This is a genomic window from Hyphomonas sp. KY3 (assembly GCF_017309975.1).
Lineage (GTDB): Bacteria > Pseudomonadota > Alphaproteobacteria > Caulobacterales > Hyphomonadaceae > Hyphomonas.
Genome location: NZ_CP022271.1, coordinates 1517932 through 1543894 on the forward strand (window position 1 = coordinate 1517932; position 25963 = coordinate 1543894).

The 25963-nt window shown below is 56.6% G+C and carries 26 protein-coding genes; 13 read left to right on the forward strand and 13 right to left on the reverse strand.

Annotation, left to right across the window (positions count from 1 at the left end; translation table 11 throughout):
• Positions 1 to 63: 63 nt before the first annotated feature.
• From CFA77_RS07595 to CFA77_RS07610, 4 genes are read right to left on the reverse strand one after another with little or no spacing between them, the layout of a single operon-like run.
• On the reverse strand, positions 64 to 1158 hold the full coding sequence (locus tag CFA77_RS07595) for a DUF2231 domain-containing protein (protein WP_034827457.1): 1095 nt from the start codon (positions 1156 to 1158) through the stop codon (positions 64 to 66).
• Positions 1159 to 1167: 9 nt separating this feature from the next.
• A complete protein-coding gene (locus CFA77_RS07600) occupies positions 1168 to 1971 on the reverse strand; it encodes a copper resistance protein B (protein ID WP_034813580.1) in 804 nt (267 codons plus the stop codon).
• Positions 1968 to 3809 carry a copper resistance system multicopper oxidase gene (locus CFA77_RS07605; RefSeq protein WP_206992935.1) on the reverse strand — a complete coding sequence of 614 codons (1842 nt, stop codon included), beginning with the start codon at positions 3807 to 3809 and terminating at the stop codon, positions 1968 to 1970. Before CFA77_RS07605 ends, CFA77_RS07600 begins: the two co-directional genes overlap by 4 nt.
• Before the next feature lie 58 nt (positions 3810 to 3867).
• The gene (locus CFA77_RS07610) at positions 3868 to 4254 is read right to left on the reverse strand and encodes a hypothetical protein (protein WP_206992936.1); all 387 of its coding nucleotides are present in this window, start codon (positions 4252 to 4254) and stop codon (positions 3868 to 3870) included.
• Between the two features lie 477 nt (positions 4255 to 4731).
• Here CFA77_RS07610 and CFA77_RS07615 point away from each other — a divergent pair, with 477 nt between their 5' ends.
• A complete protein-coding gene (locus CFA77_RS07615) occupies positions 4732 to 4968 on the forward strand; it encodes a hypothetical protein (RefSeq protein WP_206992937.1) in 237 nt (78 codons plus the stop codon).
• Here the strand turns inward: CFA77_RS07615 and CFA77_RS07620 are convergent.
• Together CFA77_RS07620 and CFA77_RS07625 are read right to left on the reverse strand one after the other, a co-directional pair.
• Positions 4965 to 6179, reverse strand: a complete 1215-nt coding sequence (locus CFA77_RS07620; protein ID WP_206992938.1) for an alanine racemase — start codon at positions 6177 to 6179, stop codon at positions 4965 to 4967. The genes CFA77_RS07615 and CFA77_RS07620 overlap by 4 nt on opposite strands.
• Before the next feature lie 58 nt (positions 6180 to 6237).
• On the reverse strand, positions 6238 to 7668 hold the full coding sequence (locus tag CFA77_RS07625) for a D-arabinono-1,4-lactone oxidase (protein ID WP_206992939.1): 1431 nt from the start codon (positions 7666 to 7668) through the stop codon (positions 6238 to 6240).
• 80 nt (positions 7669 to 7748) lie between these two features.
• Between CFA77_RS07625 and CFA77_RS07630 the strand changes: the two genes are divergently transcribed.
• The gene (locus CFA77_RS07630) at positions 7749 to 8387 is read left to right on the forward strand and encodes a TetR/AcrR family transcriptional regulator (protein ID WP_206992940.1); all 639 of its coding nucleotides are present in this window, start codon (positions 7749 to 7751) and stop codon (positions 8385 to 8387) included.
• A 73-nt stretch (positions 8388 to 8460) separates the two neighbouring features.
• Here CFA77_RS07630 and CFA77_RS07635 read toward each other — a convergent pair whose 3' ends face one another.
• The 3 genes from CFA77_RS07635 to CFA77_RS07645 are packed head-to-tail and all read right to left on the reverse strand — an operon-like array spanning position 8461 to position 10419.
• Positions 8461 to 8664 carry a DUF2892 domain-containing protein gene (locus tag CFA77_RS07635; protein WP_206992941.1) on the reverse strand — a complete coding sequence of 68 codons (204 nt, stop codon included), beginning with the start codon at positions 8662 to 8664 and terminating at the stop codon, positions 8461 to 8463.
• Positions 8665 to 8689: 25 nt separating this feature from the next.
• The gene (locus tag CFA77_RS07640; RefSeq protein ID WP_366917504.1) at positions 8690 to 9142 is read right to left on the reverse strand and encodes a co-chaperone YbbN; all 453 of its coding nucleotides are present in this window, start codon (positions 9140 to 9142) and stop codon (positions 8690 to 8692) included.
• Positions 9142 to 10419: an NAD(P)/FAD-dependent oxidoreductase gene (locus tag CFA77_RS07645; RefSeq protein WP_206992942.1), complete on the reverse strand. Its 1278-nt coding sequence runs from the start codon at positions 10417 to 10419 to the stop codon at positions 9142 to 9144. The genes CFA77_RS07640 and CFA77_RS07645 overlap by 1 nt, the downstream gene beginning before the upstream one ends.
• Positions 10420 to 10562: 143 nt before the next feature.
• Between CFA77_RS07645 and CFA77_RS07650 the strand changes: the two genes are divergently transcribed.
• Genes CFA77_RS07650 through CFA77_RS07665 form a run of 4 tightly spaced genes read left to right on the forward strand, consistent with a single transcriptional unit; the run spans position 10563 to position 15484 of the window.
• Entirely contained in the window at positions 10563 to 10922 is a 360-nt protein-coding gene (locus CFA77_RS07650; protein WP_206992943.1) for a rhodanese-like domain-containing protein, read from the forward strand.
• Between the two features lies 1 nt (position 10923).
• The gene (locus CFA77_RS07655; protein ID WP_206992944.1) at positions 10924 to 11913 is read left to right on the forward strand and encodes an efflux RND transporter periplasmic adaptor subunit; all 990 of its coding nucleotides are present in this window, start codon (positions 10924 to 10926) and stop codon (positions 11911 to 11913) included.
• Complete coding sequence (locus CFA77_RS07660; protein WP_206992945.1) at positions 11910 to 15161, forward strand: efflux RND transporter permease subunit; 3252 nt, start codon at positions 11910 to 11912, stop codon at positions 15159 to 15161. The genes CFA77_RS07655 and CFA77_RS07660 overlap by 4 nt, the downstream gene beginning before the upstream one ends.
• On the forward strand, positions 15158 to 15484 hold the full coding sequence (locus CFA77_RS07665; protein ID WP_034813549.1) for a metalloregulator ArsR/SmtB family transcription factor: 327 nt from the start codon (positions 15158 to 15160) through the stop codon (positions 15482 to 15484). The genes CFA77_RS07660 and CFA77_RS07665 overlap by 4 nt, the downstream gene beginning before the upstream one ends.
• Before the next feature lie 23 nt (positions 15485 to 15507).
• On the opposite strand, the gene CFA77_RS07670 is transcribed toward CFA77_RS07665, so the two are convergent.
• The 4 genes from CFA77_RS07670 to CFA77_RS07685 all read right to left on the reverse strand — a co-directional run bounded on the left by CFA77_RS07670 (position 15508) and on the right by CFA77_RS07685 (position 18063).
• Positions 15508 to 15900, reverse strand: a complete 393-nt coding sequence (locus tag CFA77_RS07670) for a response regulator (protein ID WP_206992946.1) — start codon at positions 15898 to 15900, stop codon at positions 15508 to 15510.
• A 74-nt stretch (positions 15901 to 15974) separates the two neighbouring features.
• Positions 15975 to 16595 carry a response regulator transcription factor gene (locus CFA77_RS07675; RefSeq protein WP_206992947.1) on the reverse strand — a complete coding sequence of 207 codons (621 nt, stop codon included), beginning with the start codon at positions 16593 to 16595 and terminating at the stop codon, positions 15975 to 15977.
• Between the two features lie 7 nt (positions 16596 to 16602).
• Positions 16603 to 17766 carry a PAS domain-containing sensor histidine kinase gene (locus CFA77_RS07680; RefSeq protein WP_206992948.1) on the reverse strand — a complete coding sequence of 388 codons (1164 nt, stop codon included), beginning with the start codon at positions 17764 to 17766 and terminating at the stop codon, positions 16603 to 16605.
• Positions 17767 to 17796: 30 nt separating this feature from the next.
• A complete protein-coding gene (locus tag CFA77_RS07685) occupies positions 17797 to 18063 on the reverse strand; it encodes a hypothetical protein (RefSeq protein WP_206992949.1) in 267 nt (88 codons plus the stop codon).
• Between the two features lie 151 nt (positions 18064 to 18214).
• Between CFA77_RS07685 and ccoN the strand changes: the two genes are divergently transcribed.
• Genes ccoN through CFA77_RS07720 form a run of 7 tightly spaced genes read left to right on the forward strand, consistent with a single transcriptional unit; the run spans position 18215 to position 25959 of the window.
• Complete coding sequence (gene ccoN, locus CFA77_RS07690; RefSeq protein WP_339635980.1) at positions 18215 to 19897, forward strand: cytochrome-c oxidase, cbb3-type subunit I; 1683 nt, start codon at positions 18215 to 18217, stop codon at positions 19895 to 19897.
• A 10-nt stretch (positions 19898 to 19907) separates the two neighbouring features.
• A complete protein-coding gene (ccoO, locus tag CFA77_RS07695; protein WP_206992950.1) occupies positions 19908 to 20678 on the forward strand; it encodes a cytochrome-c oxidase, cbb3-type subunit II in 771 nt (256 codons plus the stop codon).
• A gap of 12 nt (positions 20679 to 20690) precedes the next feature.
• A complete protein-coding gene (locus CFA77_RS07700; RefSeq protein ID WP_206992951.1) occupies positions 20691 to 20852 on the forward strand; it encodes a cbb3-type cytochrome c oxidase subunit 3 in 162 nt (53 codons plus the stop codon).
• A complete protein-coding gene (ccoP, locus tag CFA77_RS07705; RefSeq protein WP_206992952.1) occupies positions 20845 to 21729 on the forward strand; it encodes a cytochrome-c oxidase, cbb3-type subunit III in 885 nt (294 codons plus the stop codon). Before CFA77_RS07700 ends, ccoP begins: the two co-directional genes overlap by 8 nt.
• 8 nt (positions 21730 to 21737) lie before the next feature.
• Complete coding sequence (ccoG, locus tag CFA77_RS07710; protein WP_206992953.1) at positions 21738 to 23210, forward strand: cytochrome c oxidase accessory protein CcoG; 1473 nt, start codon at positions 21738 to 21740, stop codon at positions 23208 to 23210.
• The gene (locus CFA77_RS07715) at positions 23207 to 23719 is read left to right on the forward strand and encodes a FixH family protein (protein ID WP_206992954.1); all 513 of its coding nucleotides are present in this window, start codon (positions 23207 to 23209) and stop codon (positions 23717 to 23719) included. The genes ccoG and CFA77_RS07715 overlap by 4 nt, the downstream gene beginning before the upstream one ends.
• Positions 23716 to 25959, forward strand: coding sequence for a heavy metal translocating P-type ATPase (locus CFA77_RS07720; RefSeq protein ID WP_206992955.1), 2244 nt, complete (start codon positions 23716 to 23718; stop codon positions 25957 to 25959). Before CFA77_RS07715 ends, CFA77_RS07720 begins: the two co-directional genes overlap by 4 nt.
• Positions 25960 to 25963: the final 4 nt, after the last annotated feature.

Sequence of the window (25963 nt, forward strand, 5' to 3'; positions counted from 1 at the left end):
TATCATCGCCGCTTGCCGGTTGCTTTTCAACTTGGCCGGCAAGCGGCAGTTTGGATTTCCTCCTTATCGCGGCGCACGGGAGGACGAGTGCGTGTGAATGACCTGCCAGGTGCCGGCGACCTTGCGGAACAGCACCGTTTGTTTCCCGATACGCTCCAGGCGTTCGCCATTGGAGCTGAACGTTCCACTGATCGCTGTGTCCGCGACAGCCCATGCAAAGTCACTTCCCTCGAATTGCACGTCTATATTCGAGAAGTCGAGTTCGAGATCCGGAATGGTATCTTTTTCGGGCTCGACATGATTTTCGACAAGGTCGAGCAGGCCAGTATTCTCGCCGCCTGACTCAAAGTACCGGGCGCCTGACCAGTCGAGAAAGTTCTGTCGGAACAGTTCGCCATCGCCGGTCTCCCAACCGGTTTCGATCGCGGCCATGATATCCAGGATCGCCTGTTCATCAGTCGAGACCGGTTTGGTGTCGTGATGGCCGTCGGAGTTGTCGTGTCCGGCGGGGACCGTGCCTGACATTTCTCGATCAGCTGCACCGTCGGTATGGTCGTGATCATGTCCATCGCCGCTCGCCGATGATCCATCCATCGTGTCGGATGGAGGCGCTCCGTGAGCGTCTTGATGATCGTCTGTTGAATTTACGGTGCCTTGGTCGCCATGACCGGCTCCGCCGCCATGATCATGATCGTGGCCTGGCCCGCTGGCTTCAGGAAGGGTCTGCACGCCAAGTCCGTACTTGTAGACAATTGTGCCTCCCCACCACGCTGTAACCGTCAAAAGACCTGCCACCGCCAGGGCACTGATCGCAAATACCGGGCCGGGCGACGAGGCCCTTCTCAGCCAGCGCCAACCGGCGAGGGCCAGTAATGCGAGGCCCGTGGGAACAGCCCAGTTGCGATGGGTTGTCATCGCTTCATGGGACGGCGCATCGTGAGCAACGCTGTAATAGGCCTGAAACCCGGCCGCGATGGTGGCCAGAACCGCCAAGGCAGCCAATGCCAGCATCCAGTCGGCGGCCGGTCGAAGGCTGTCGCGCCAGCGGCCTGCAGGTACGAGGAGGCCAGCCACATATGCCAAGGCTGCAGATGTGCCGAGGGCATAGGTAAAATGCACCAGCACGGGGTGAATATTGGGTTCTATGAAACCGCCCATTTTGTTCTCCTAATACCAGGTCCGCAGGCCCACGAGAAAGACGATATCGTCGCCTTCACCGCCTGCGGCTTTGATCATGTCGCGTGTCTCACCGAAGGCGCTTTGCCATTCGACGCCGACATAAGGCGCAAACTCCCTCCTGATTTCATAACGAAGCCGCAAGCCGGCATCGAGTGTGCTAAGTCCCGCGCCCGTTTCCCTTTCCGGTATGTCCTGCGCGGAAAGATTTGCTTCGATCCGAGGCTGCAAGATCAACCGCTGGGTCAGGAGCAACTCATATTCAGCCTCGATGCGGGCCGTTACATCGCCTTTTTCACTGAGAAAGGCGGAAGCGTCGACTTCGAACCAGTAGGGCGCCAGACCATTCAGTGCGACGACCCCATGCGCGAGACTATCCGGTTCGATGTCGTAGCGAACGCCCGCCTGAACATTCCAGAAAGGCGCAACCGCGCGGGAATAGAGCGCCTGGATCTCGGCATCATCCACGCCCTCTCCATTCAGAGAGGCGCGGCCCTCGCTCTTGAACCAGAGCTTGTTGATATCGCCCCCATACCAAGCCTGTCCGTTCCAGTACAAACTGTCGCCCTCGTCAGACATCTGAGCCTCGAGCTGGTTGAAGAGGATGTAGAAGCTCTTCTGGTCTCCGCCTTCCGCAAGAACGTCCCGGCGAGCGTCCGCCATTGCATCCTCGCCGTAGATGGCGTCGGCCTGATCCCAGGGCGGGGTTTGATTTGTGTCTTCCGCGAACGCGCTGCCGGTCGCGTAGAGCGCGAAGCCGAGGAGGAGAGGGGCTGCCAAATTCGGTTTCATCATGATTTTCCCTCCCCATGGTTCATGCCGTGATGGTCCATGGGCATATTCATCTGACCTGCCGGCATTTTTTCAGCTGGTGTCGTATCGTCTGCTGGCGGAATGACGCTGACGACCTGCATCATGCCAGCGTGCATGTGGTAAAGCAGATGGCAGTGGAACGCCCAGTCACCGACATGTTCTGCGGTGATGTCGACGCTGACCCTGTCTGCAGGCTTGACCGTTACTGTGTGCTTTCGAGGCATGTGATGACCACCGCCATTCACAAGATCGAAAAACATGCCGTGCAAATGGATCGGGTGTGGCATCATTGTATCGTTTACGAGCGTCAGGCGAACACGTTCACCCTCGTAGAACTTGATTGACTCGGTTACCTCGGAGAATTTTACACCGTCGAACGACCACATGTAGCGTTCCATGTTCGACGTCAGATGAATGACAATTTCGCGGCCAGGCGGGCGATGGTCCTCATTCATGTCGAGCGCGCGAAGCTGGTTATAGGTGAGCGTGCGGTGGGGGACATCATCAAGCCCGAGACCGGGTTCGCCCAAGCGGCTCATCGTCATGCCTGATACTTTTGCGACACCGGGGCCGCGCTCTATATCTGCTTCAATCTTGACGGGCTGGACCGCCGGACCATGAGGGTCGGGCATCATCGACATGGCACCCATGTCGTGGCCTTTCATGTCGTCCTCGGCCGTCGGGGTGTCCCGACCATGATCCATGCCCCCCATGCCTGACATGCCCGCCATGTCTCCATGAGCCATTCCCATGTCCCGCATGGTCAGCATGGGCACGGGACGAAGCGCAGGCGCATCGGCCCGCATGCCGGCCTGCGGGCCGAGCGTGGCAACGGCCTGGCCGGAGCGGTCGATCGATTCGGCAACAAAGGCGTAGGCGCGCGCTTCGGTTGGCGCGATGATGACATCATACGTCTCGGCCACGCCCATCTGGAATTCGTCGGTCTCAACCGGCTGGACATTCAGGCCGTCGGCCTGGACCACGGTCATCGGCAAGCCCGGGAGGCGGACATTGAAGAGGGTCATGGCGGAGGCGTTGATAATGCGCAGGCGAACCCGCTCGCCCGGCTGGAAGACCATATTGAAATTATCGGCCGTCGAATGGCCATTGATCAGGTAGGTGTAGGTTTCGCCGGTCACGTCTGCGAGATCGCGCGGGCTCATTCGCATCTGCCCCCACATGCCGCCAAGTCCGGTTGGGTTCGACAGGGTCGGGCGGTTGAAATTCAGGCTCTCGGCATTCTTCTTGAGCTTGTCGAAGATCCGGTGCGGATGCGTGAAACTCCAGTCGCTGAGGACGAGCACATATTCCCGGTCATAAGCCACTGGGTCTGTACCTGCCGGATCTATGACGATCGGACCGTAATGGCCGAGTTGTTCCTGCAGACCAGAATGGGAATGATACCAGTAAGTGCCATTTTGCGGCACCTTGAATTGATATTTGAACGTTTCGCCCGGTTTGATGCCCGGGAAGCTGACGCCCGGCACGCCGTCCATATGGAAGGGGACAAGCAGTCCGTGCCAATGGATCGAGGTGTCTTCGGCAAGCCGGTTGGTGACGTTCATTGTAACGTCATCGCCCTCGCGCAAACGCAAGAGCGGGCCGGGAAGTGTGCCATTGATTCCGGTCGCCATACCGGCTTTGCCGTTGAGCCTGACCGGGAACCGCCCGATTTCGAGGTCGAAGCGCGTGCCCGAAAGCGAGGGCACACCAAGGTTTCCGTTGCTGGAAGATTTTGCCCAAGCGGGCAGGAGGCTGCTTGCCCCCAAGGTTGCGCCGGTGCCGAGCACCGTCTGCAACATACGTCGTCTGTTCAACATAATCGTCTCCATGAGGTGAATTTATGCAATCGGGCTGCTAATGCAGCGACGCACGAAATCAGCTCAGGGAACGCACCTTCAATGTGACTGGCGTTTGTTGCAGCAGGTAACTTCGGGCCTCAGGCCAGGGCGTGCGGACATTGACGACGCGCTTCCATGCGTGTTGCCATGAGGGTGTAGCAAGCCCGATGGGCGTCGTATCGCCTAATACGTGCTGGACCGGGTTCGCCGTCTTGTCGGCTTGGGCGACCGTTGCTGTCTGAAGCTTGCAGTGATCAGTCTCATCATCGCAGGGCGCCTCAGGCCCATCGGCGGGCGCCTGGTGAGAATGAGCGGTGAACTCGGTTGCCATGCTGTTCGTCGCCGACATATCGACGGGACACGCGCAGAGCACCTGCGACAGGCTGAAAAATACCGTCACGAGAGTTGCGACAACAAAGTTCATGACTACCACTTATACCCCATAGGGGTTTAAATCAAGAAAGAACCTCTGAGCACTCAAGGTTTGTCGTAACGGAGCAGGATCAACCCAGACCCGCGGGTCAGTCCCGAGCGAAAAGTTGCATGGCTACGCTCCAGCGCGAATTTGAACGGCCAGCAAATCATGTTAGCGATGCGAATGTCGCTGATAGGCAGCGTCGAACTTTGACAACACGAAAGGGCTGCACCACAGTTTGCACTACAAATTGCAAACAATCTGCACAACAAGCGAAGTTTCGAGCGCCATAGTGCGTTGAATTAATTTAATTTCAAGCACGATTACCGGGCGCGTCACTCGCGCCATTTCTTTCAGGGTGACGCCTGACACATCCCTTGAAATCATTGAAAATACTGGAGAAGCCTGAGGGACTCCATATCTGTTCGCCGGTCGTGCACTACAATTTGCACCACAAAATGCAAACTTTTTGCACTACAAACGGCGATGAAGCATTTCTCACTTGGATCAAAATTCCTAAAGGATCGGAGCGGTTGGTGGCACTATGTCCGGCGTGTCCCGACCCGCTTCAAAGATCTCGACAGACGCGGCGTGATCCAGGTCGCCCTGCGTACCCGATCTCTGGAAGTTGCCATGATACCCCGCAACGGTCTGGCTGAAGCGGACGAGGCGTTGCGGAGCAGTCTCACGCTCCTGGCTGAAGATACTGATGAAACAGTCTAAGCTGAAGCCTCAAAGACGGGCCAGGAGTCCACAATTTCTCCGTCTTCGTAAACGGCGATATCCCCGAATTGCAGGAAGACTGCTTCGCTCTGGTGCGGACGAAGAAATACGAACTCGTCTGGCGCGATTTGCAGCTCCGGCCCACCATTCAGCATTTCCTGGTTGGAGGAGCGTCCGAACGTCGAATTGTATTCCAGGCCGGGCGGATCAACCGGGTCGGCGAGCCAGTGGCCTCCATAAATGAATATGGTCTTGCTGTAGTTCGGATCCCACGCCCGTTTGGTGTTGTCGGCGAACTCGAGGCCGGGCATTCGTGTTCTGGCAAAAGATTTGATGACCGGTGTTGCAATGAAGCTCGCGGGCGTATGGGGCTCCAACAATTCAGTGTCAAAATGCGTTGGCTTCATCAGGCACGACCCTGCAGAGACTTCATTCGCAATCGAAGTGTCCTCGTAGTAGCGATAGGTTGGACTGCCTGCTGCGTTTCGGGTGATTTGCTCTATGGCTTCCTTGCCAAACACCTCAGCGGCTTGATCAAGCGCCGCTCTGTATGAACGCCAAGCTCCTGCGAGCGCCTTGTCGCGCCAGCCCAAGCTTGTGGGCAGGCTGGGAATATGCGGTTCGTAACCCATGAAACCCGCAAATTCCAAATTCGGATCCAGTTCTATTTCGTGCAACACGGCCCCCAACTCCGAACCTGGTTCGAAGCCGCCCCTGTGGAGTCCCACATCCAGTTCCAGATTAATATTCAGGGTGCGACCAACATCCTTTGCGAGATCCTGGTACTGCTCAAGTCGCTTCGGAGTATCTATGAGCCATTGGACGCGGCCTGCCGCATCAGAACGCTCGGGCGGTAGTTTGTGAAAATATTGGCGCGCAGCCTGAACGGGCAGGGGCTTGCCAAGCAACTGGCTGGCTTCGGGCATTTCCGTGCTCAGTGCCAGCAGCATGGGTAAATTGAATGTCATCAACCGATCCGTGTCGGTTCGCTTGCAAATATGGTCAATCAATCGAAGCGATGGCAGGGACTTGGCGACAATACGATATCCCATGCCCTGCGGCAGGTGGTGTTTCAGCGTATCAATATTGGCGTTGAGCCGTGCGCGATCGATCACCAGGGTCGGTGTTGCGATCCCTGCATCGGTGAGAGCTTTTTGCATTTGCAAGAAATAAGGATCTCTTGGTCCGCTCTTGTCACTGGGTTTCGACATGAGAGTTGCTACTCCTGCTAAAGCTGTTCCTCCGATCAAGAGTGTCCTTCTGCTAAGTTCAGGCATTGAAGGGAACTCCAAACACATCGGCGAGATGGGGGTTCAGGAATTTTCCAGTCGGATCGAGCGAACGGCGCAAGTCTGCGAACTTGGTAAAGTCCGGATAGAGAGCTTCCAAATCTTTGCGTTGCAGGCTGTGGTGTTTGCCCCAATGGGGGCGGCCGCCATACATTCTGAAAACTGGTTCGAACTCGCTGAAGAAATAATCATAGGCTTCGTCGACTGCCGCATGGATCGCGATGGATATTCGGGGGCCACCAAGGAACGGGCTAAGCCAGGCATCGTCGGGAGCGGTAAACCGGACCTCCATGGGAAAGAAGACGTGCTTTCGCTGATCCATCATTTTGATGATCTGCCTCAAGGCCTTGAGACCATCGTCCCAAGGGAGGTGATACTCCATTTCGTTGAACTTTATCGGGCGGGTCGTGGCCAGGAGCTGGAGGGAGGCATCACTGACATCTTCAATCGTGCCGCTGGGAAGAGCAGATTGCGCAATGCGTTTTCGGAGCCAGGGCCACCACCCGAATTCATTCCGTAGCTGTTTAAGGCCCTCCAACATTTCATCGTCATCGTTGGAAGGTTCCAGGCCGGTCGTCTCTCCGTGATGCAGATCGTGAGTGATACTGGCAGCGAGTCCCGTACCTGGAAGATAATAAAATTCGAAATTTCGATATGAGCTGGCACGAGAAAAAGCGTCATCGAGTACGGCATCTATGGGCTCTGCACTGACGATACGCCTCAGATTGAAGGAGGGGATGGTCTCAACCGTGTACTCGCTGATCACGCCCAGCGCACCGAGAGAGACTTTGCCCGCAGAAAACAGATCGGGGTTGGAATCGGCCGTGACGTTCAACAGACTGCCGTCGGCAGTTACCAGTTTGAAGGAGTGGATGTAGTCATGAAGTGCGGTCAGGGTTTGGCCTGTGCCGTGGGTGGCGGTCGAGAAGGATCCCGCGAGTGTTTGGTCGACGATGTCGGGAAGGTTTGGAAAGGCCCGATCAATCTCATTCAATTGGGATGCTGCCTGGAACAGAACGGTTCCAGCGCCAAAGGTCGCGCGCTGAGTTACAGGGTCATAGGCTTTCAAGCCGGCGAGCTGCCCAACATCCAGAATAACTCCTTCACTGGGTACGAGCCCCGAAAAAGAATGGCCGCTGCCTCTTGGGCGGATGCGTCCTGGCGTAGTTCGGATGATTTCCGAAAGTTCGGCAGCTGACGCTGGAGACCGAAACTGTTTGGGCGTGGCAGTTTGCGCGCCTGACCAGTTTCTCCAACTCTCTTCGCCAATAGGTGGCTCAGGATGATCTGGAGCGTAGTCGTCGCGGACATAGTCTCTCGTGCCCCACGCTACGTGTTGAACTATTGGAACGGCAGATACTGCCGTGAGTCCAAGGCCAGCTTGAACCACTATCCGTCTGGATACTCCCATTGCGCCAACCTCCCCAAAATGGTAGCGATGACTATCGATAGGCAGCCGCCCTTGAACTGTCAATGAAGTACGTTTGAGTGATGACAACGAAAATCGAACCCAACACCACAAGACGATCCGCGCCTAACCAGCAGCGAAGTCGAGACACGCTTGAGCAGATTTTGATCGCCGCGGCTGACTTGATTGAGGAGGTCGGGTTCGAGAAGCTCTCGACAAACATGATCTGTAGACGAGCTGAACTCACGCCGCCGGCATTGTACCGCTACTTCCCGAACAAATATTCGGTCCTGAAAGAACTGGGCGAGCGACTGATGGCTCAGCAGAATATTTTGATGGAGAATTGGAGCCTTGACGCAGGTGACTTGAGCAATCTTGAGGCCGAAATCGAAACGCTACTCCTCGAGACAATACGGGTAACTCGACAGACCAAAGCAGGCGCGTGGATTATGCGGTCCATGCATGCCACGCCTGTATTGGCGGGTGTCAGGGTTGAGTCTCACCGACATGTTGCGCGATTGTTGGCGGAACGGATAATCAAAACACGACCTGATCTTGATCATGGACGTATCCTGCCATCAGCGAGGCTGAGTGTTGAGATCGGGTATGCAGTAGTCGAGATGGTGTTTGACGAACCGTCGATTGATGAAGGCGAGATCCTTCGGCAGACGGCTTCCATGTTGGCCTTCAGTTTGCGACAAGCGATGAGCCATCAAGCTTAGTGCGATAGCTGGCGGCGGACGTCGCCCTTGTGATGTGCTGTTGACCCAAGGTCGAACTCAAATCTCTCAAACGTTATTTGAAGGCGTTGCCGCTCCGTATGCCGATAGCCTTGAAGACCAGTGCGGCCGGACAAAAACCGGTAAAGGCGGCCTGAAACATGTTAAGCCCCGCAAAAGCAGTCAGCAGGAACCAATAGGGGTATACCCAGTATCCCAATGCGAGGCTGATCAGAACGACCAATCCGGCAAAGGCGAGTACGGCACGATCAAGATTCATATCTGTTTCCTTTCGTCAGATACTGTCAGGCGCTGGTTTTCAGAATATTCAGGCTATTCACCCACTGGATGATTGTGGGCGCAGTCATTACACCAGACCGCTGATCAATCACGCTGCCGTCCTGGAACAACAGGAGGGCAGGAATGCCGCGAACATTCAAAGCGGCTCCACCTTCCGGATGGGCTTCCGTGTTGAGTTTGAAGAAGCGAAGATTGCCATCAAAGTGCTTTGCGGCCTCAGCAAATGAAGGCGCCATCATCCGACACGGTCCACACCAAGGGGCCCATACATCCAGGAGAAAACTGCCTTCGTCACGGGACATGAGTCGGTTGAGAATCTTCGTGTTGATTTCGACGGGAGCATCGCTGGCAAGGTCACCCTTGCACGATCCACAATGGCCTCTCGCCAAACTACCCCCTATGGGCGTACGATTTACAGCGCCACATTTGGTGCAAACAATATGCTGGTGATCAGGCATCAGGAAGGGTCTTTCAATTTATGAGTCTTCAGTAGACCCAACGCTGCATTTTCATAGAAGGTTTCAGACCGGCCTGTACGCAGCTTGTGTAGGAAATACTTTTCGAATCCCGCCTTGGCCAAGTGTACCCATCCCCCGGAAGCCGACCAGTTAACATTGCGAGGGGGGATCTGGGGCTGCGCAACGAACGCCACGCCGCCATCGCCGAAGTCAGCGAGACAGATCGCATTCCAGCTCGCCTTGTGTGTTGGCTGGGTTCCTTCGATAAGCTGCGCGATGTTGCGGGCGGTTGCTTCCACCATGGATTCGATCATGAAGCCTGTTTTGGGTACGCCAACTGGCACGGGCGTTTTCCCCATGGGGGGAATCGCGATGCAGACGCCGATACCAAAGATATCCGGCCATTCTGGATTACGCTGGAAGTCGTCCGTAATCACGAAACCCTTGGAGTTTACCAAGCCCTCGACATCACGCACGGCTTCGACCCCCCTGAAAGGTGGCATGAGCATAGTGTACCGGGTCGGCAGTTCATGCGTTTGCTTGACAGAGCCATCTTCGTTCAACTCCTCAACACGTACCATGTCGGCTTCGGCGCCAAGAACTCTGGCGTTGCGTATCCATTTGATATGGCGATTGCGCATCTCGCTTTCGAGCAGACCTTTGGTATCGCCCACACCATCGAGGCCGAGGTGACCGATATAGGGTTCGGGAGTAATAAAGGTGATCGGCACCTGATCGCGCATCTTGCGTTTGCGCAGTTCGGTCTCAATGATCATCGCGGTTTCATAGGCTGGCCCGAAACAGGAAGCCCCTTGTGCCGCTCCAATCACGATTGGGCCCGGATTCTTGCAAAACGCCTCAAAGGCCGAGGCTCCTGCTTCGGCATGGTCGATGTGGCAGACCGATTGAGTGTGGCCGTTCGGGCCCAGGCCTTCGACATCATCGAAGGCGAGTTCCGGACCCGTGGCTATGACCAGATAGTCGTATTCTACCTGCGACCCATCCGGCATACGCACGCATTTGTGCGCGGGATCAACTTTCTCTGCCCTGCCGACAATCAAGTTGACGTTTCGCTTGCGGAGGGGTTTTGCCAAGTCGACCGTGATGTCCTTGCGATCCCGCCACCCCACCATCACCCAGGGATTGGAAGGTTGGAACTGGTAGTAGTCCGTTTCGCTGATGATCGAAACCTGATGGTCCCGCCCGAGGGTCTTTTTGATTTCATAGGCGGCGATCAATCCGCCTAGGCCCGCGCCGAGAATTACAATGTTCGCCATGACCAATCCTCCTTGCCGGAAACATGTTGTATATTAGCACTTTCGCAAATACGCAATATTACCTATATAGGTCACGATGGCAGTGAGCTAAATCAAAGACCGACTGCGCGAATGCGACCGGTGGCTTGGCAGAGGAAAAAATCATGGCTGATAAATATGACCTGACACCGCAAAGTGTCTTTACAGACCTCAAGGCTGGCAAGATCGTATTGGTCGACGTCCGCGAGCCTGCAGAATTCGCAAACCAACGCATTCATGGCGCATTGCTGCACCCCTTATCCACGTTTGAACCGAAAGCGATTCCTGCGGATGGAAGCAGGCGGATCGTGTTTCAGTGTGGATCTGGCAAACGGTCCAGAATGGCGCTCAACACTTTCATGAAGGAAACAGGCGCAGACGCGGCTCATCTGGCGGGAGGCATCGCGGCCTGGACGTCGGCAGGGCAGCCCTGCATTCGGCTGGACCCGTCGACGGGTGCGATCGTTGACAAGGGAGACTATTGAGATGATCGCCCGACATATCGGTGGTCTCATTGTTGGCTTGGCGCTGAGCATGACTGCCACCGCGCAGACACTGACCATTCAGGAGTCCATCATCACGGATTTTCGTCCGGTTGTGGGGCGTATTGAGGCGAGTGATACAGCTATGGCGCGGTCTCGCCTTCAGGGTGTCATCACACAGTTGAGCATCGATGAGGGCCAAACGGTCAAGGCTGGTGAGGTGCTCGCCTTCGTGGCTGACGACACGATAGCGCCGCAAATCAATGCACTCCAATCTCGCGTCGATGGATTGACGGCGCAAATGACACAGCAGGAAGAAGACCTCGCCCGCGCGAGCAAACTGTTAGCAGATGGATTTTATCCCAAAGCCCGGTTCGAGCAGGAAAAGGCCGCTCTGGATGTTGTGAAGGCCAATCGAGCCTCCGCAGAAGAAGAACGCCGCAGTCTGATCGCCCGTCGGGCGGAAGGGTATGTCCGCGCGCCAGTTGACTCACGAGTGACAGATGTACTCGTGGTTGAAGGCAGTGTGGTATCTCCGGGGCAGGTCGTTGCCAACCTCGCGACGCTCGACGGGCTGGTGCGATTGTCCTTGCCGGAGCGGCATTTGAACTTTCTGGCTGAAGGCGGAGAAGTTTCGTTACGCCTGCCCGCGCGCGACAATGACGTGCGCACAGCACGCATTGAGAAGATTTATCCAGCGCTGCGAGACGGTGCAGTGGTCGCGGACGCAGTTGTGGATGGCGGATTGAATGCGCTGGTGGGCGAACGGGCCGATGTGCTCGCCCCGGTGGGTGATCGCCGCGCGATCATTCTGCCACAGGAATACGTCACCACGCGCTATGGAGTAGACTTTGTGCGCGTAAAGGTGGGTGATCGCTTCGTTGAGGCCCCCGTCGTGCTGGCGGAGCCATTGGTTTCCAATGGGGTCTTTGAGGTGCTCTCCGGACTGAGACCGGGCGATGTGGTCACATTGCCGGGAGCGGAGAACTCATGAAGGCCGATGTTTCCGGCTCCATCACCCGAGCCACGATCCGTTCACCGCTAACGCCTCTGGTCCTTCTGGCAGCGCTGGCTGTTGGTCTGATCGCCCTGTTGACTATACCGCGCGAGGAAGAGCCGCAGATATCAGTGCCGATGGTGGACATTCTGGTCCAGTCGCCCGGGCTGCGAGCGGCTGATACGGTCGAGCAGGTCACTGAGCCGCTGGAAGAAATCATCAAGGCGATTCCCGACGTCGAACATGTCTACAGTCAGAGCCGCGATGACGGCGCTATCGTCACGGCGCGGTTCATGGTCGGTACTGATGCCGATGACGCAATTCTGAGAATTCACGAAAAGATTCGCGCCAATATCGACCGCATCCCACCTGAAGTTCAGATGCCGCAAGTCGTGGGGCGCGGCATTGACGATGTTCCCATCGTTACATTGACGCTGTCCCCGGAAACGTGGACCGGAAATGTCTGGAACGATACCAGCCTGCGCATGCTCGCCGATGAGGTTCTGAAAGAACTCCTGAAGGTGGAGGATGTCGGCCTGACTGACGTTATTGGGGGACGTAGTCTCGAGCTTCGCGTTGAACCCGACATCGAGGCGCTGTCTTCTTATGGCGTCTCTCTTCAGGCGTTGGTCGATGTGACGGCGCAGGCCGTTCAGGCGCGTCCCATTGGCACGGCTCGCGGCTCTGGCGACTCAATCATCATTCAGGCTGGCGACCGGATCGCCGCTGTGGGCGATCTCGAACGGCTGGAAATTCAAGCTCCTGATGGTCGCATGGTTTATCTTTCCGACGTCGCGCGGGTCCGTGTGGCCGGCATCGAGACAGAGGCACGAGCCTGGACGCTGGAGCGGAATGCTGAGCGTGCGGAATTCGAATCATTTCCTGCCGTTACGCTTTCCCTGGCGAAACGGCCAGGCGCCAACGCGGTGGTGGTTGCGGATCAGATCCTCGAGCGTCTTGAACTATTGAAGCGTGAAATGATACCGGAAGGGGTCCATATTGCTGTGACCCGCAATTATGGCGAAACGGCAAACCACAAGGCGAATGAGTTGCTCTTCCATCTGGGGCTGGCGACCGTTTCGATTGTGGTGCTGATCGCGTTTTCCATTGGTTGGCGTGAAGCCTTGGTGACCCTGATTGTCATCCCGACCACAATCCTGCTGACCTTGTTTGCGGCACTGATGATGGGATACACGATCAATCGAGTCAGCCTGTTTGCGCTGATCTTCTCGATCGGCATTCTGGTTGATGATGCGATCGTCATGATCGAAAATATCTCCCGGCATTGGGCGATGAAGGACGGTCGCCCACGTGCTCAGGCCGCCATCGATGCGGTATCGGAAGTAGGAAATCCGACCATTGTTGCCACACTTACCGTTATTGCGGCCCTCTTGCCCATGATGTTCGTCTCGGGGCTCATGGGCCCTTACATGGCGCCTATTCCCGCAAACGCATCGGCCGCCATGCTTTTCTCTTTCTTCGTCGCGGTGGGAATCGCGCCTTGGTTGCTGATGAAGATTGCCGGGAAGGCGCCTGTCAGTGGGCACTCAGAGCATGAGGAGACCCGTTTGGGTCGCTTCTACCGATCTGTTGCGGGACCGATTGTCGCGAGCCGGAAAAATGCCTGGATATTCTTGGGGCTTGTCGGCGTTGCGACGCTCGCATCGCTTACTTTGTTTGCCACCAAGGCTGTTACCGTCAAGCTGCTGCCCTTTGACAACAAATCGGAAATTCAGATCGTGCTGGACATGCCGGAAGGCACGACATTGGAAGAGACCGAACGCACCCTGTTTGCCCTCGCCGCGACGATGTACGATGTAGAGGAAGTTGAATCCGTTCAGGCTTATGCTGGCACAGCAGCGCCGTTCAATTTCAATGGGTTGGTGCGTCACTACTTCCTGCGCGCCGCACCGGAACTAGGGGATTTGCAGGTCAATCTTCTGGAAAAGAGTCATCGAGACCGGTCCAGCCATGACATCGCTCTTGCTTTGCGGGACCAGTTGCATGTCGTGCCATTGCCCGAAGGGGCGAGTGTGAAAGTGGTGGAAGTGCCGCCCGGTCCGCCAGTCCTTTCGACACTGCTGGCCGAGATATACGGCCCGGATGCCGAAACGCGGCGCAAGACGGCCGATGTGATTGAGCAATTGTTCCGAGACACGGAGTACATTGTCGATGTGGACAATTCCTTCGGAGGACCGCAACCGCGTCTCGTCCTTTCCGTGAATGAGACGATTGCGGCTGATCAGGGCGTCGCTGAGCAGGATATACTGGATTCGCTGGCGTTGATCTATTCAGGCCAGATCGTTGGCGTGGCACCCCGCGGCGAAGGACGTGACCCACTCTCCGTATCGATCCGCCTACCGAAATCTGCGCAGGTCTGGTCCGAGCGCACGGCCAGTTTGCCAGTTCCCATACAGTCGGGCGCGCAAGCTGTCGAACTGGGCACGCTCGTGGACGCCCGGATGGAAGCGGGGTCATCGACGATTTTCCGGAGAGATGGCTACTTCGCTGACATGGTCATGGGCGAGCTTGCTGGCCGGTTCGAAGCGCCGATCTATGGGATGTTGGCAATTCAGGATCAGGTGGAATCGTATGATTGGAAAAGTGCGGGGCTGGAGCAGCCTGCTATCCGTCTCTATGGTCAGCCATCTGATGAATCAAAGCCCTCCCTGCTTTGGGACGGCGAGTGGGAAATCACCTATGTCACTTTCCGTGACATGGGTGTGGCGTTTGGGGTGGCTCTGGTCGCCATATACATTTTGGTGGTCGCCCAGTTTGGCACGTTCCGGACACCCCTCGTTATCCTGACACCTGTGCCGCTCACTCTGATCGGCATCATGATCGGGCATTGGCTGTTCGGCGCGGCCTTTACGGCGACCTCCATGATTGGCTTTATAGCCCTTGCCGGAATTATTGTTCGAAACTCGATCTTGCTGGTCGATTTCGTTCGGCATGGCCAATTTGCGGACAAGCCATTGAAAGAAGTTCTACTGGATGCGGGCGCGATCCGCTTCAAGCCAATCCTGTTGACGGCGCTGGCGGCGATGATTGGTGCGGCAGTGATTCTGACAGATCCGATCTTTCAGGGACTCGCAATTTCGCTCCTTTTCGGGCTTGCCTCTTCAACGGCTCTGACGGTGCTCGTGATTCCGGCGATCTATGTGGCGCTGAAGGGCCCAGATTGGGTGGCGCCAGCGGTTTCTGATGGCGATGACGATCTTGTCACAGAAGGTCAGACGGCATGAGCGAGCCTGCCGATCCACGTCCCGATCCTGATTCAGTTGATGCGCTGTCGGATCAAGTATCCGAAGTTTGCGCGACACTGCGGGCGATGGCCAATGAGACCCGTCTGCGCATTCTCTGCGAGTTGTTTGACGGTGAAATGCCGGTAAACCAGATTGCCGAGGCAGTGAACCAATCGCTATCAGCCGTGTCGCAACATTTGTCGAAATTGAAGGCCGAGGGGCTGGTTGCGTCGCGACGGGACGGTCAGGCGATATTCTACCGTTCGACCGGAGGTGTTGGCACGGCAGTCATAGAGACATTGTGCAAATTCTACGACCAGTAATTCCTGCAGAAGACGAGACGAACCTAATGGAGTTGCTTTGTCGCCTCTGACAATCGGTCCAGGATTTCCTGAGGAGCGGAAGACTTTTCGACAACAGCGGCATATCCAGCCTTGAGCGCGCGCTCCTTGAGCGTTGTGGAGTAAAAGCCAGTGATCAGGATTGCGGGTGTCGTGTCGCCAGCCAGCCTCATTTTCTCGAGAAGATCCACACCGTCAAACCGAGGTAGTTTGTAATCGATCAAAAGGCAATCGACTTGCAGACTTGGTTGGTTCATCAGGATTTCCATGCCGTTGCGATAGGAATCTACGGCAAACCCGCGTGATCGCAGGAGCATCATGAGGGAGTAGCGAACCTCCTCATCATCCTCGACAAGTGCAACCCTCAGCAGGTCGGGCTGTGAAACGGACTGATTCATTTAGGCGTGGTCTCGATAGTTTCGGAGTCACACATCTATGATCGCAGGAGTATGACGTCTCTAAGTAGACCTACTTAGCGCGCCTCTTTGCGGCCTCGTTCCGCCATGAATGCAACGCGCAGCGCTGCAGACAAACTGTCGGCTTCAAGTTTTTCCATCAGGTTTGCACGGTGAATTTCCACCGTTCGGGGGGAGATCGACAATTCGTCGGCGATGGCCTTGTTGGTCATGCCCTCAACCAGGCAATCGAGCACTTCGGATTCTCGGGTCGTTAGTCGGGTTAGTTTCGCAACCGCCTCATTCTTGAGCCCTTGTTGGGCCTCGTCGTCGGAAATGCGGCTGAAACCGGTTTCGATGGCTTCAAGCAGAGCCTTTTTCTCATAAGGTTTTTCCAGGAATTCGATGGCGCCATTCTTCATGGCCTGAACGGCGACCGATACATCTCCATGCCCGGTGAGCACAATGATGGGCATCTTGTTGCCGCGTTCGGACAAGGCCTGCTGTACAGTCAGGCCATCCATCACAGGCATGCGAACATCCAGAAGTATGCAGGCGGAGTCGTTCGGCTCATATGCGTCCAGGAAGCTCACGCCATCCGGATAGGTCTTCACCGTGTAGCCGGCATGCCGCAGCATGAAGCTGGCGGAATGCCGGATGGCATCATCGTCATCTACGAGGAAAATGGTCTTCGTCATCGCATGCTCACCCTGCCACGTTCGTGGCTACTCTTAAAGTAAACGTAAACGATGCTCCAGCGCCAGGTTCGGACGAAACCGCAATCGTGCTGCCATGCGCCTCGATTATGGTTTGGCAAATCGACAAGCCAAGCCCCATGCCACTGGCTTTGGTTGTTTGAAAAGCATCAAATGGGGAATGGAGCAACTCCTCTGAAAGCCCCGGGCCATTGTCCTTGACCTCGATCGTCACTTCCTCGCCGGAAGACTGCGTATAGATCCAGATCTGAGGTGTTTCTGTTCCCGAAAGCGCCTCAATGGCATTCCTGATGAGATTGGCGAACACCTGTCGCAACTGGAGCCTGTCCGCCATGACAATGATCCCGGGATCTTCCATTCGAAGAATTACTCGGGCGAGGGGGCCTTCGATGCCGACCTTGGCGATGGCCGCAGCGTCGTCAATCACACCCTTCAGGGGAGCGGGCCTGAGATCGAGTTCCCCGCGTGAGACGTAATCGCGCAACCGGCGAACAATCTGGCCAGCCCGGATTGATTGTTCTGCAGCGGCGGACACCGCTTCCTGAACCATGGCCAGGTCATTCTCGCTCGGTTCATCCAGCAGGTCACGTGCGGCTTCGAGATAGTTTGCGACGGCTGTGAGCGGCTGATTGAGTTCGTGAGCCATGGCGGAGGCCATCGTCCCGACCGCGCTCAGCCGCGAGAAGTTTCCGAGTTCCGCCTGGAGCTCCCCGATACGATGCATGTTGGCCTGTTTCTCGGTGATATCACGGATGAACCCCGTAAACAGCTTGCGGTCGCCGATACTGGCTTCGCCAATCTTCAATTCCACCGGTATGGAATCGCCATTTGCGAGGCGCGCTTCAACGATCCGACCGATACCAATGATCTGGCGCTCTCCGGTGGTTAGGTAGTTGCGGATATATTGGTCGTGATGCGTCTGGTCAGATTGGGTCATCAGGCATTTGATATTCGTCCCAACGACATCTTCCGACTTGTAGCCGAACAAGTTTTCGGCCGCCCGGCTGAACGCCATGATGATTCCCGTGTCATCAATCACGATCATGGCATCTGGGACCGACAGCAGGATGGATCTCAGAATCGACTGGAGCGAATCCGAATCCTGAAAGTCGGTATTCTCCAAGCGCCAGAGGTCAGACAGGGGATTCGGCATGATCCCAGCACTGTAGGTGCGGCTGGGCATTTAGGAAAGAACAGACCTCGTGCGGAGACGTGAATGCCGCAGGTCGTTCAACAGGAGCGCACCGAAAGCCAACAGCCCGAGCAGAAGCACGTAGCATCCCCAGCAATGCGTCAGTTGTGCGCCGGCGCTTTCAATCGGAATAGTCACAGACTTTCCAAGACAGGTCGGCAGGATGAGCGTGGATTGCGCAGAAGCCTGCAAGACCATCTTGGTGATGCCCGCAAACACCAGCGCGGCGGCGATGGCATAAGAATGAATTCGTTTCACAGGCAAGACCCTCCAATTTCCGCCCTCGTTTAAGAGAAGCGGACGAACTGTCCCATACGGGAAAGCCCCTATACGCGCCGCAAAGCGATCACCGTAATCAGGCCCCATACGACGCAACCGCAACGCTCTGCGGAAGGGGCTAAACAGAATGATGACATCACGAACCAATTCATCGAATGCCAGCGGGGGGAGTATCGCAAGTGTCTCCGCGCTGGTCGCGATCTTCGGGGTGCTCGCCCTGATCATCGCAGGACGCACGATTGATCACGCCATGGGCATCCAGGCGATGACGTTCATCGCGCTGGCCACGGCGTTTCTGGTGGGCACGGGTTTGTGGGCTGGCAATTTGCTCGACCGCAATCCATTCGATGAGTCGCGCTATGAAGACACGCTGGTAAAATATGGTGTGTTCGCGTCCATGTTCTGGGGTATTGCGGGACTATTGGTTGGCGTCATTATCGCGCTTCAACTGACCTTCCCGAACATCTTCTACTTCCCTGAACTGGGATGGACGAATTTTGGGCGATTGCGGCCGTTGCATACCAGCGCGGTGATCTTCGCCTTTGGTGGAAACGTGCTGCTAGCGACAAGCTTTTATGTCGTCCAGCGCACCTGCCGCACGCGCATAGCGGGCGGTATGTGGCCCTGGTTTGTTTTTTGGGGCTACCAGATATTCGTTGTGCTTGCGGCGACTGGCTACCTGATGGGGGTGACCCAGTCGAAAGAGTATGCAGAGCCTGAATGGTACGTAGATCTGTGGCTGACGATTGTGTGGGTTGCTTACTTGCTCGTGTTCCTCGGTACGCTGTGGAAGCGCAAAGAGCCGCATATCTATGTGGCGAACTGGTTCTACCTTTCCTTTATCGTGACCATCGCGATGCTTCACATCGTAAACAACTTGTCCATTCCCGTCTCATTGACGGGCACAAAGTCAGTACAGGTATTTTCGGGTGTTCAGGATGCGATGACGCAATGGTGGTACGGTCACAATGCGGTCGGCTTTTTCCTGACCACAGGCTTCCTCGCCATCATGTATTATTTCATTCCGAAGCGAGTGAATCGACCAGTCTATTCCTACCGGCTGTCCATTGTTCACTTCTGGAGCCTTATCTTCATCTATATCTGGGCGGGGCCGCATCACCTCCATTACACGGCGCTGCCCCAATGGGCGCAAACGCTTGGGATGACCTTCTCGATCATGCTCTGGATGCCCAGCTGGGGCGGCATGATCAACGGCGTCATGACCCTGTCTGGTGCCTGGGATAAGCTGCGCACGGATCCAGTGGTTCGCATGATGGTCGTGTCGTTGGCGTTCTACGGCATGGCGACGTTCGAAGGTCCGCTTATGTCAGTGCGTGCCGTCAACTCACTCAGTCACTATACGGAATGGGGAATCGGGCATGTTCACTCCGGGGCGCTCGGCTGGGTTGGGTATATCAGCTTCGGGGCGCTCTATTGCCTCGTGCCGTGGCTCTACAAGAAGAAGGCTCTGTTCTCGAAGTCTCTTGTCGAATGGCACTTCTGGATCTCCACGATCGGCATCCTGTTCTACATGATCTCCATGTGGTTTGCCGGAATCATGGAAGGCCTGATGTGGCGTGCCTATAACGAGTATGGCTTCCTCGAATACAGCTTCGTGGAAACCGTCGAAGCCAAGCACATCAGCTACATGATCCGTGCGCTGGGCGGCAGCCTTTACTTCAGCGGTGCCTTGATCATGGCCTACAACCTTGTGCGTACCGCACTTGGCCATGGCGCTGCCGAGCCGGTCGAGGCCAAGCCCGACCCATACGCAACTCCCGAACCACGCACGACGCTGGTTCCGGCTGAATAGGAGCGAATCCATGAGTATTCTGAACAAACATGGATTGCTGGAGCGTCACTCGCTTCTGCTCACCATAGGTATCTTGATTGTGGTCTCCATCGGCGGACTGATCCAGATGGCACCGCTTGCCTATATGGACAACACGATCGAGAAAGTGGACGGGATGCGTCCCTACACCCCGCTCGAACTGATGGGCCGGGACATCTACGTCCGCGAAGGCTGCTATGTTTGCCACAGCCAGATGGTGCGCCCTTTGCGGGATGAAGTGGAACGCTATGGCCACTACTCACTCGCGGCAGAAAGTATGTACGACCATCCTTTCCAGTGGGGGTCCAAGCGGACTGGTCCCGATTTGGCCCGTGTTGGTGGAAAGTATTCTGCTGAATGGCAAGTGGACCACCTCAAGGATCCGCGTGCGCTGGTGCCGGAAAGTGTCATGCCGCCGTATGCCTTTCTTGCAGAGAAGAAGCTGAACTTCGACCGGATTGAGGATCGCCTTCGCACCGAGCGCATGCTTGGCGTGCCTTACACAGATGAAATGATCGAGAACGCGGAAGGGCACCTCTACGCTCAGGCCGATCCAGACGAAAAAGGATATGATTATCTAGATGGCTTACTTGAACAATATGATGGCGCATCCGGGCGCGAGGGCTCCGTTGAGTTTCGCGACTATGATGGTGATCCTCGGCGCGTCACGGAGATGGATGCCATTGTGGCCTATCTTCAAATGACCGGCACGCTTGTCGACTTCTCGACCTATGAAGCTGATGACCTCAGCAATCGGCGCTAGGAGGCAACTCGCATGTATGAAGCACTCTCAAGTTTCGCTCAGACCGGTGGCCTGGTCTATTTCGTCCTCATGTTTGCCGGGGCATTGATCTACGCCTTGTGGCCCAGCAACCAGGAAACTTTCGACCGCGCCGCCAATTCTCCGCTTGAAGACAAGGGGCCGTCAAATGACTGATGAATCCAAGGACATTGACCAACATTCCGGCGTTGAGACGACCGGACACTCGTGGGACGGAATCAAGGAGCTGAACAATCCGCTGCCGCGCTGGTGGTTGTATGTCTGGTACATGTCAATTGCTTGGGCGATTGTCTACATGATCCTGATGCCGGCCATACCTGCGTTGCCGGGACTCGGTACCAACACCAAAGGTCTTCGCGGACATTCAGATCGAGTTGAAGTCGCCAAGGCGGTGAGCGAACTCAAGACGGCGCGTGACGCACAATCCATCGTCCTTTTGGATGCTGGGCTCGAAAAGATCGAAACCGACCGCACCTTGCAGCAGTTTGCGTTGGCCATGGGTGAAAGTGCCTTCGGCGACAATTGCGCAACTTGCCATGGGGCAGGTGGGCGCGGCGCCATTGGGTATCCGGCGCTGGCAGATGACGTTTGGCTTTGGGATGGTTCCCTGGACGGTATCGAATACACGATCCGACACGGTATCCGTCACGATACCGATGATGGAACCCGCTTTTCCGCGATGCCGGCATTTGGACGAGATGGCCTGCTGAAGCGCAGCGAAGTGGATGATCTTGCGCAGTACGTTCTTGATCTGTCAGGGCGCAGTGATGATCCGGAAGCTGTATTGCGGGCCGCACCAATCTTTCAGCAGCAATGCGCTACTTGTCATGGGGCGGACGGGACCGGGGATCGCACCCAAGGGGCACCAAATTTGACGGATGCAGAGTGGCTGTATGGTGACCGCGAAGCGGACATCGAAGCCACTATCTACAATGCCCGCAATTCCCACATGCCAGCTTGGGACGACCGATTGGATGACGCAACTATCAAGGCGATTGCCGTTTACGTACATTCGCTCGGCGGCGGCGAGTAGGAGCCAGTATGGCCAGCACAACCTTGATCGACCACGCTTCGGAACTCCCTGCCCAATCAGGCGGGGAGCCACCGCGGCATGAAGACCTCTACGCCAAGCGCAAGCAGATCTACCCCAAGCTCGCGCATGGCAAGTTCCGGACGATCAAATGGATTGTGATGGCCGCCACTCTGGGTGTTTACTATGGCTTGCCATGGGTAAGATGGAATCGCGGTGAAGGCATTCCAGATCAGGCTGTGTTGGCAGACTTCTCCAGCGAAAAATTCTACTTTTTCTTTATCGAACTCTGGCCGCAGGACATCCACTACATGGCTGGCGGGCTGATACTCGCCTCCCTATTGTTGTTTCTTGTGACTTCCCTGCTTGGTCGGGTCTGGTGCGGATACACATGCCCACAAACCGTTTGGACCGATCTCTACATATGGGTCGAGCGCGCCTTTGAGGGTGACCGTGCGGCCCGCATGCGTCTCGACAAAGCACCTTGGACGGCAAACAAGATCGCGAGAAAACTGGGCAAACATGCTGTCTGGCTTGTTATCGCATTCTGGACCGGTGGCGCTTTCATTCTCTACTGGCATGACGCACCGACTGTCGCTGCTGGCTGGTTTACCGGTGATGCGCCTCTGACCGCCTATTGGTTCGCCGGAATCCTCACATTGACAACTTATTTCCTGGCAGGGACGATGCGCGAACAGGTGTGCACTTATATGTGCCCCTGGCCGCGCATTCAGGGCGCTTTGACAGATGAGCAGGCCCTCAATGTGACCTATCGCTATGACCGCGGTGAACCCCGAGGTCCGAAGCGTAAATCCGAGAACTGGGACGACCGTGGCGATTGCATTGATTGCAATCAATGTGTTCAGGTTTGTCCGATGGGCATCGATATCCGGGATGGTGAGCAACTCGAATGCATCCATTGCGCACTATGCATCGATGCGTGCGACGAGATCATGGCGAAGGTAGATCGGCCCAAGGGTCTTATTGCCTATGATACACAGATTGCCGTGGCTGTGCGAAATGAAGGGCTGATCCCGCCCAAGCACAAACTGATTCGAGCACGTACTGTCGTCTATGCTGTTGTCATGCTTGCCATCGGGAGTCTGATGGCGTGGGGGCTTGCCACCAAGTCGACCATTGAAGCAAACATACTCAAGGATCGCTCGCCCCCCTTTGTCACCCTTTCGGACGGACGTATTCAGAATGGTTACACACTCAAGCTCGTGAACAAGGCAAGTGAACCCCGTACAATGCTGCTTGATGTCAGTGGATTGGAAGGGGGGGCGTTCAAGGTGATCGGTATGGAGCATGAAGGCAGCGACACGCTCGAATTGCCTGTGGAGGCATTTGGGGTGGATCGCTACCGCATCCTCGTAGTGGCAAATGCGACCGTTCCTCGCCGACAAGTGACGTTCACGGTGCGCGACGCGGCCACGGGTGAGACCGATGTAAACATATCTTCGTTCAGAGGAGATGAACAATGACAGACCATGCGCTGAGCGCTGACCCGAGTTCCAAGAGTGGAAAATTGACCGGATGGCATGTGTTTTGGATCATGCTGGGCTTCTTCGGTCTCATGTTCACGGTGAACGGTATTTTCCTCTATCATGCGATTACCAGCTTTCCGGGTGAGGATGTGAAGAAGTCCTACCTGCAGGGTTTGGACTATAACAGCACGCTGGAAGCGAAGGCCTCGCAAGACCTGCTTGGATGGAGCGCTGCGGCTGGCCTGTATGACGAAAATCTTGTGTTCAATCTGGCTGACTCCGCTGGCGAGCCCATCTCGGCGCGTTTGGTATCTGTCGAGTTGCGCCATCCCGGCAGTACGACGCACGACGAGGTCGTAGTGCTCGAGTCTCATGGTTCAGGTGACTATGTCACGAGTGTTGCCGATTTACCGGCTGGTAGATGGGACGCTCAGTTCCAGGTCTTTGATGCTGAGGGAGACGAGGTGGTGTTCCGTGCGAACAAGCGGATCGTGATTCTGCCGTGACGACAGCGATTCCCTCCGTACCCGGATGCCCCTCTGGTCTTGCACCTGCAGCCACGCGAGATACCAAAAGGGGATATTCGGGCTTTGTTCGGATTGTCGGAGACGAGCGCGCGATTGATCTCGTTGTGCGGGGGGCGAAGTGCGGTGGCTGCCTCAGCAAGATTGAAAAATCCGTCTCGGCCCTGCCGGGTGTGACGCAGGCACGGTTGAACCTTTCGAGCGGACAGATGCGGGTGCGGTGGACCGGCCCTCTTGCCGCTGACCGGATTGCCCAGACGATATCCGATCTCGGTTATGGTGTTTCGGCGCAGGCAGCCGATACCGGCGCAGCCGACAAGGCGCGCGAAGAACGCTCCCTCCTCATCTCGATGGGCGTCGCAGGCTTTGCGGCCGCCAACATCATGTTGCTGTCGGTGTCTGTCTGGGCCGGACATGGCGAGATGGGCGAGGCGACACGCAAAACGCTGCATGCGCTCTCCGGGATAATTGCTCTTCCAGTCCTCCTGTTTTCCGGGCGCCACTTCTTTCGCTCGGCATGGGCCGCGCTCAGCAAGGGGCATGCGAACATGGATGTCCCAATCTCACTGGCGCTGAGCCTCGCGTTTGGGGTTAGCCTCTTTGAAACGATACGCGGCGGTGAACACGCCTATTTCGACGCCGTCGTGATGTTGTGCTTCTTCCTGTTGATCGGACGGTTCCTGGATGCGCGTCTCCGTCGGCAGGCGCATGCGGCAGCGAATGCCCTGGCGGCAATGCAGACAAGTGCTGTCACCCGCCTGAACGACAATGGAAGCGCCGTCTCTGTTGCGGCCAGCGACATTGCGGCAGGGGATCGCATCCTGCTCGCGCCAGGAGAGCGCGCAATGGTGGATATGCGTATTCTCACAGGCATCAGCGATGTCGATGAGAGCCTGGTGACGGGTGAATCTCTGCCTCGTACATTCTCTCCGGGAATGACGCTTCATGCGGGCGCGATCAACGTGACCGGACCTCTTCGTGGTGAGGCGTTGAAGGTCGCTGAAGAGTCGTTGCTGTCACAAATTGGCGAGATGCTGGAGGCTGGTGAGCAGCGCCGGTCTGCCTATCGCCGGATCGCCGACCGTGCCGTTTCCATCTACGTGCCGTTCGTTCATACGACAGCGGTGCTCGCCTGTGTCGGTTGGTTGCTGCTTGGCGCGTCACTGCCAGAGGCGCTGATGATCGCCGCAGCGACTCTCATCATTACCTGCCCGTGTGCGCTCGCCCTCGCGGCGCCAGTGGCTCAAGTCGTGGCGGCGGGGCGACTGTTTCGCAAGGGCGTCTATCTACGGTCCGGGGATGCCTTTGAGCGTCTTGCCGAAGTGGATCATATCGTCTTTGACAAGACCGGGACACTTACTCTCGGTACGCCGAAACTAGAAGGCATTCAGCAGAATGGCTGCCCGGTGCCACTTGCGTCGACTGAGGCTGCGGCCATGCTTGCAGATGCTGCCAGCATGGCCCGTGTCAGCCATCATCCGCTTTCGCGCGCCCTCGTGGCCATGGCGGGACCGGGAACTGTGCTGGAAGGTGTACATGAAATTGCCGGGCGCGGTCTTGAGGCGGAAGTGGATGGTCAGGTTTGGCGGCTGGGCTCGGCCGGCTGGACAGGTGCGGCAGCGAAAGGCGCTCTGCTCGGCCCATCCTTGTGGCTAGACCAGGGCGACACTCCAGCGGTCCAATTTCGCTTCGTTGATGATGTACAGCCGGGTGCTGCTGAGGCGCTTGAGACGCTTCGAGACCAGGGCATCGAGTTGGAGATAGTGTCGGGAGACCAGAATAGCGCCGTTGCCTCGCTGGCCGGGGCCCTCGGGATCAGCGACTGGACCGGAGAAGCCACACCGCAGGAAAAGGTCGCCCGTCTGGAGAGTCTCCGCGCCGATGGCCGCCGCGTCCTGATGGTGGGGGACGGGCTGAACGATGCCGGCGCTTTGTCCCTGGCCCATGCATCTTTGGCACCGGGAGCCGCGATCGACATCACCCAGTCAGCGAGCGACGCCGTATATAGTGGGGGGCTCGAAGCCATTCCGGTCGTTTTGCGCGTAGCGAGAAAAACACGGTCGGTCATGCGGCAGAATTTCGCGCTGGCCGCTGCCTACAATGTTGTCGCCGTTCCGATTGCGGTGACCGGGCACGTAACACCTCTGATCGCCGCCATTGCCATGTCGCTGTCCTCAATTATTGTAACCCTCAACGCAATGCGGCTGCAAATCGAGAACTAAAGGT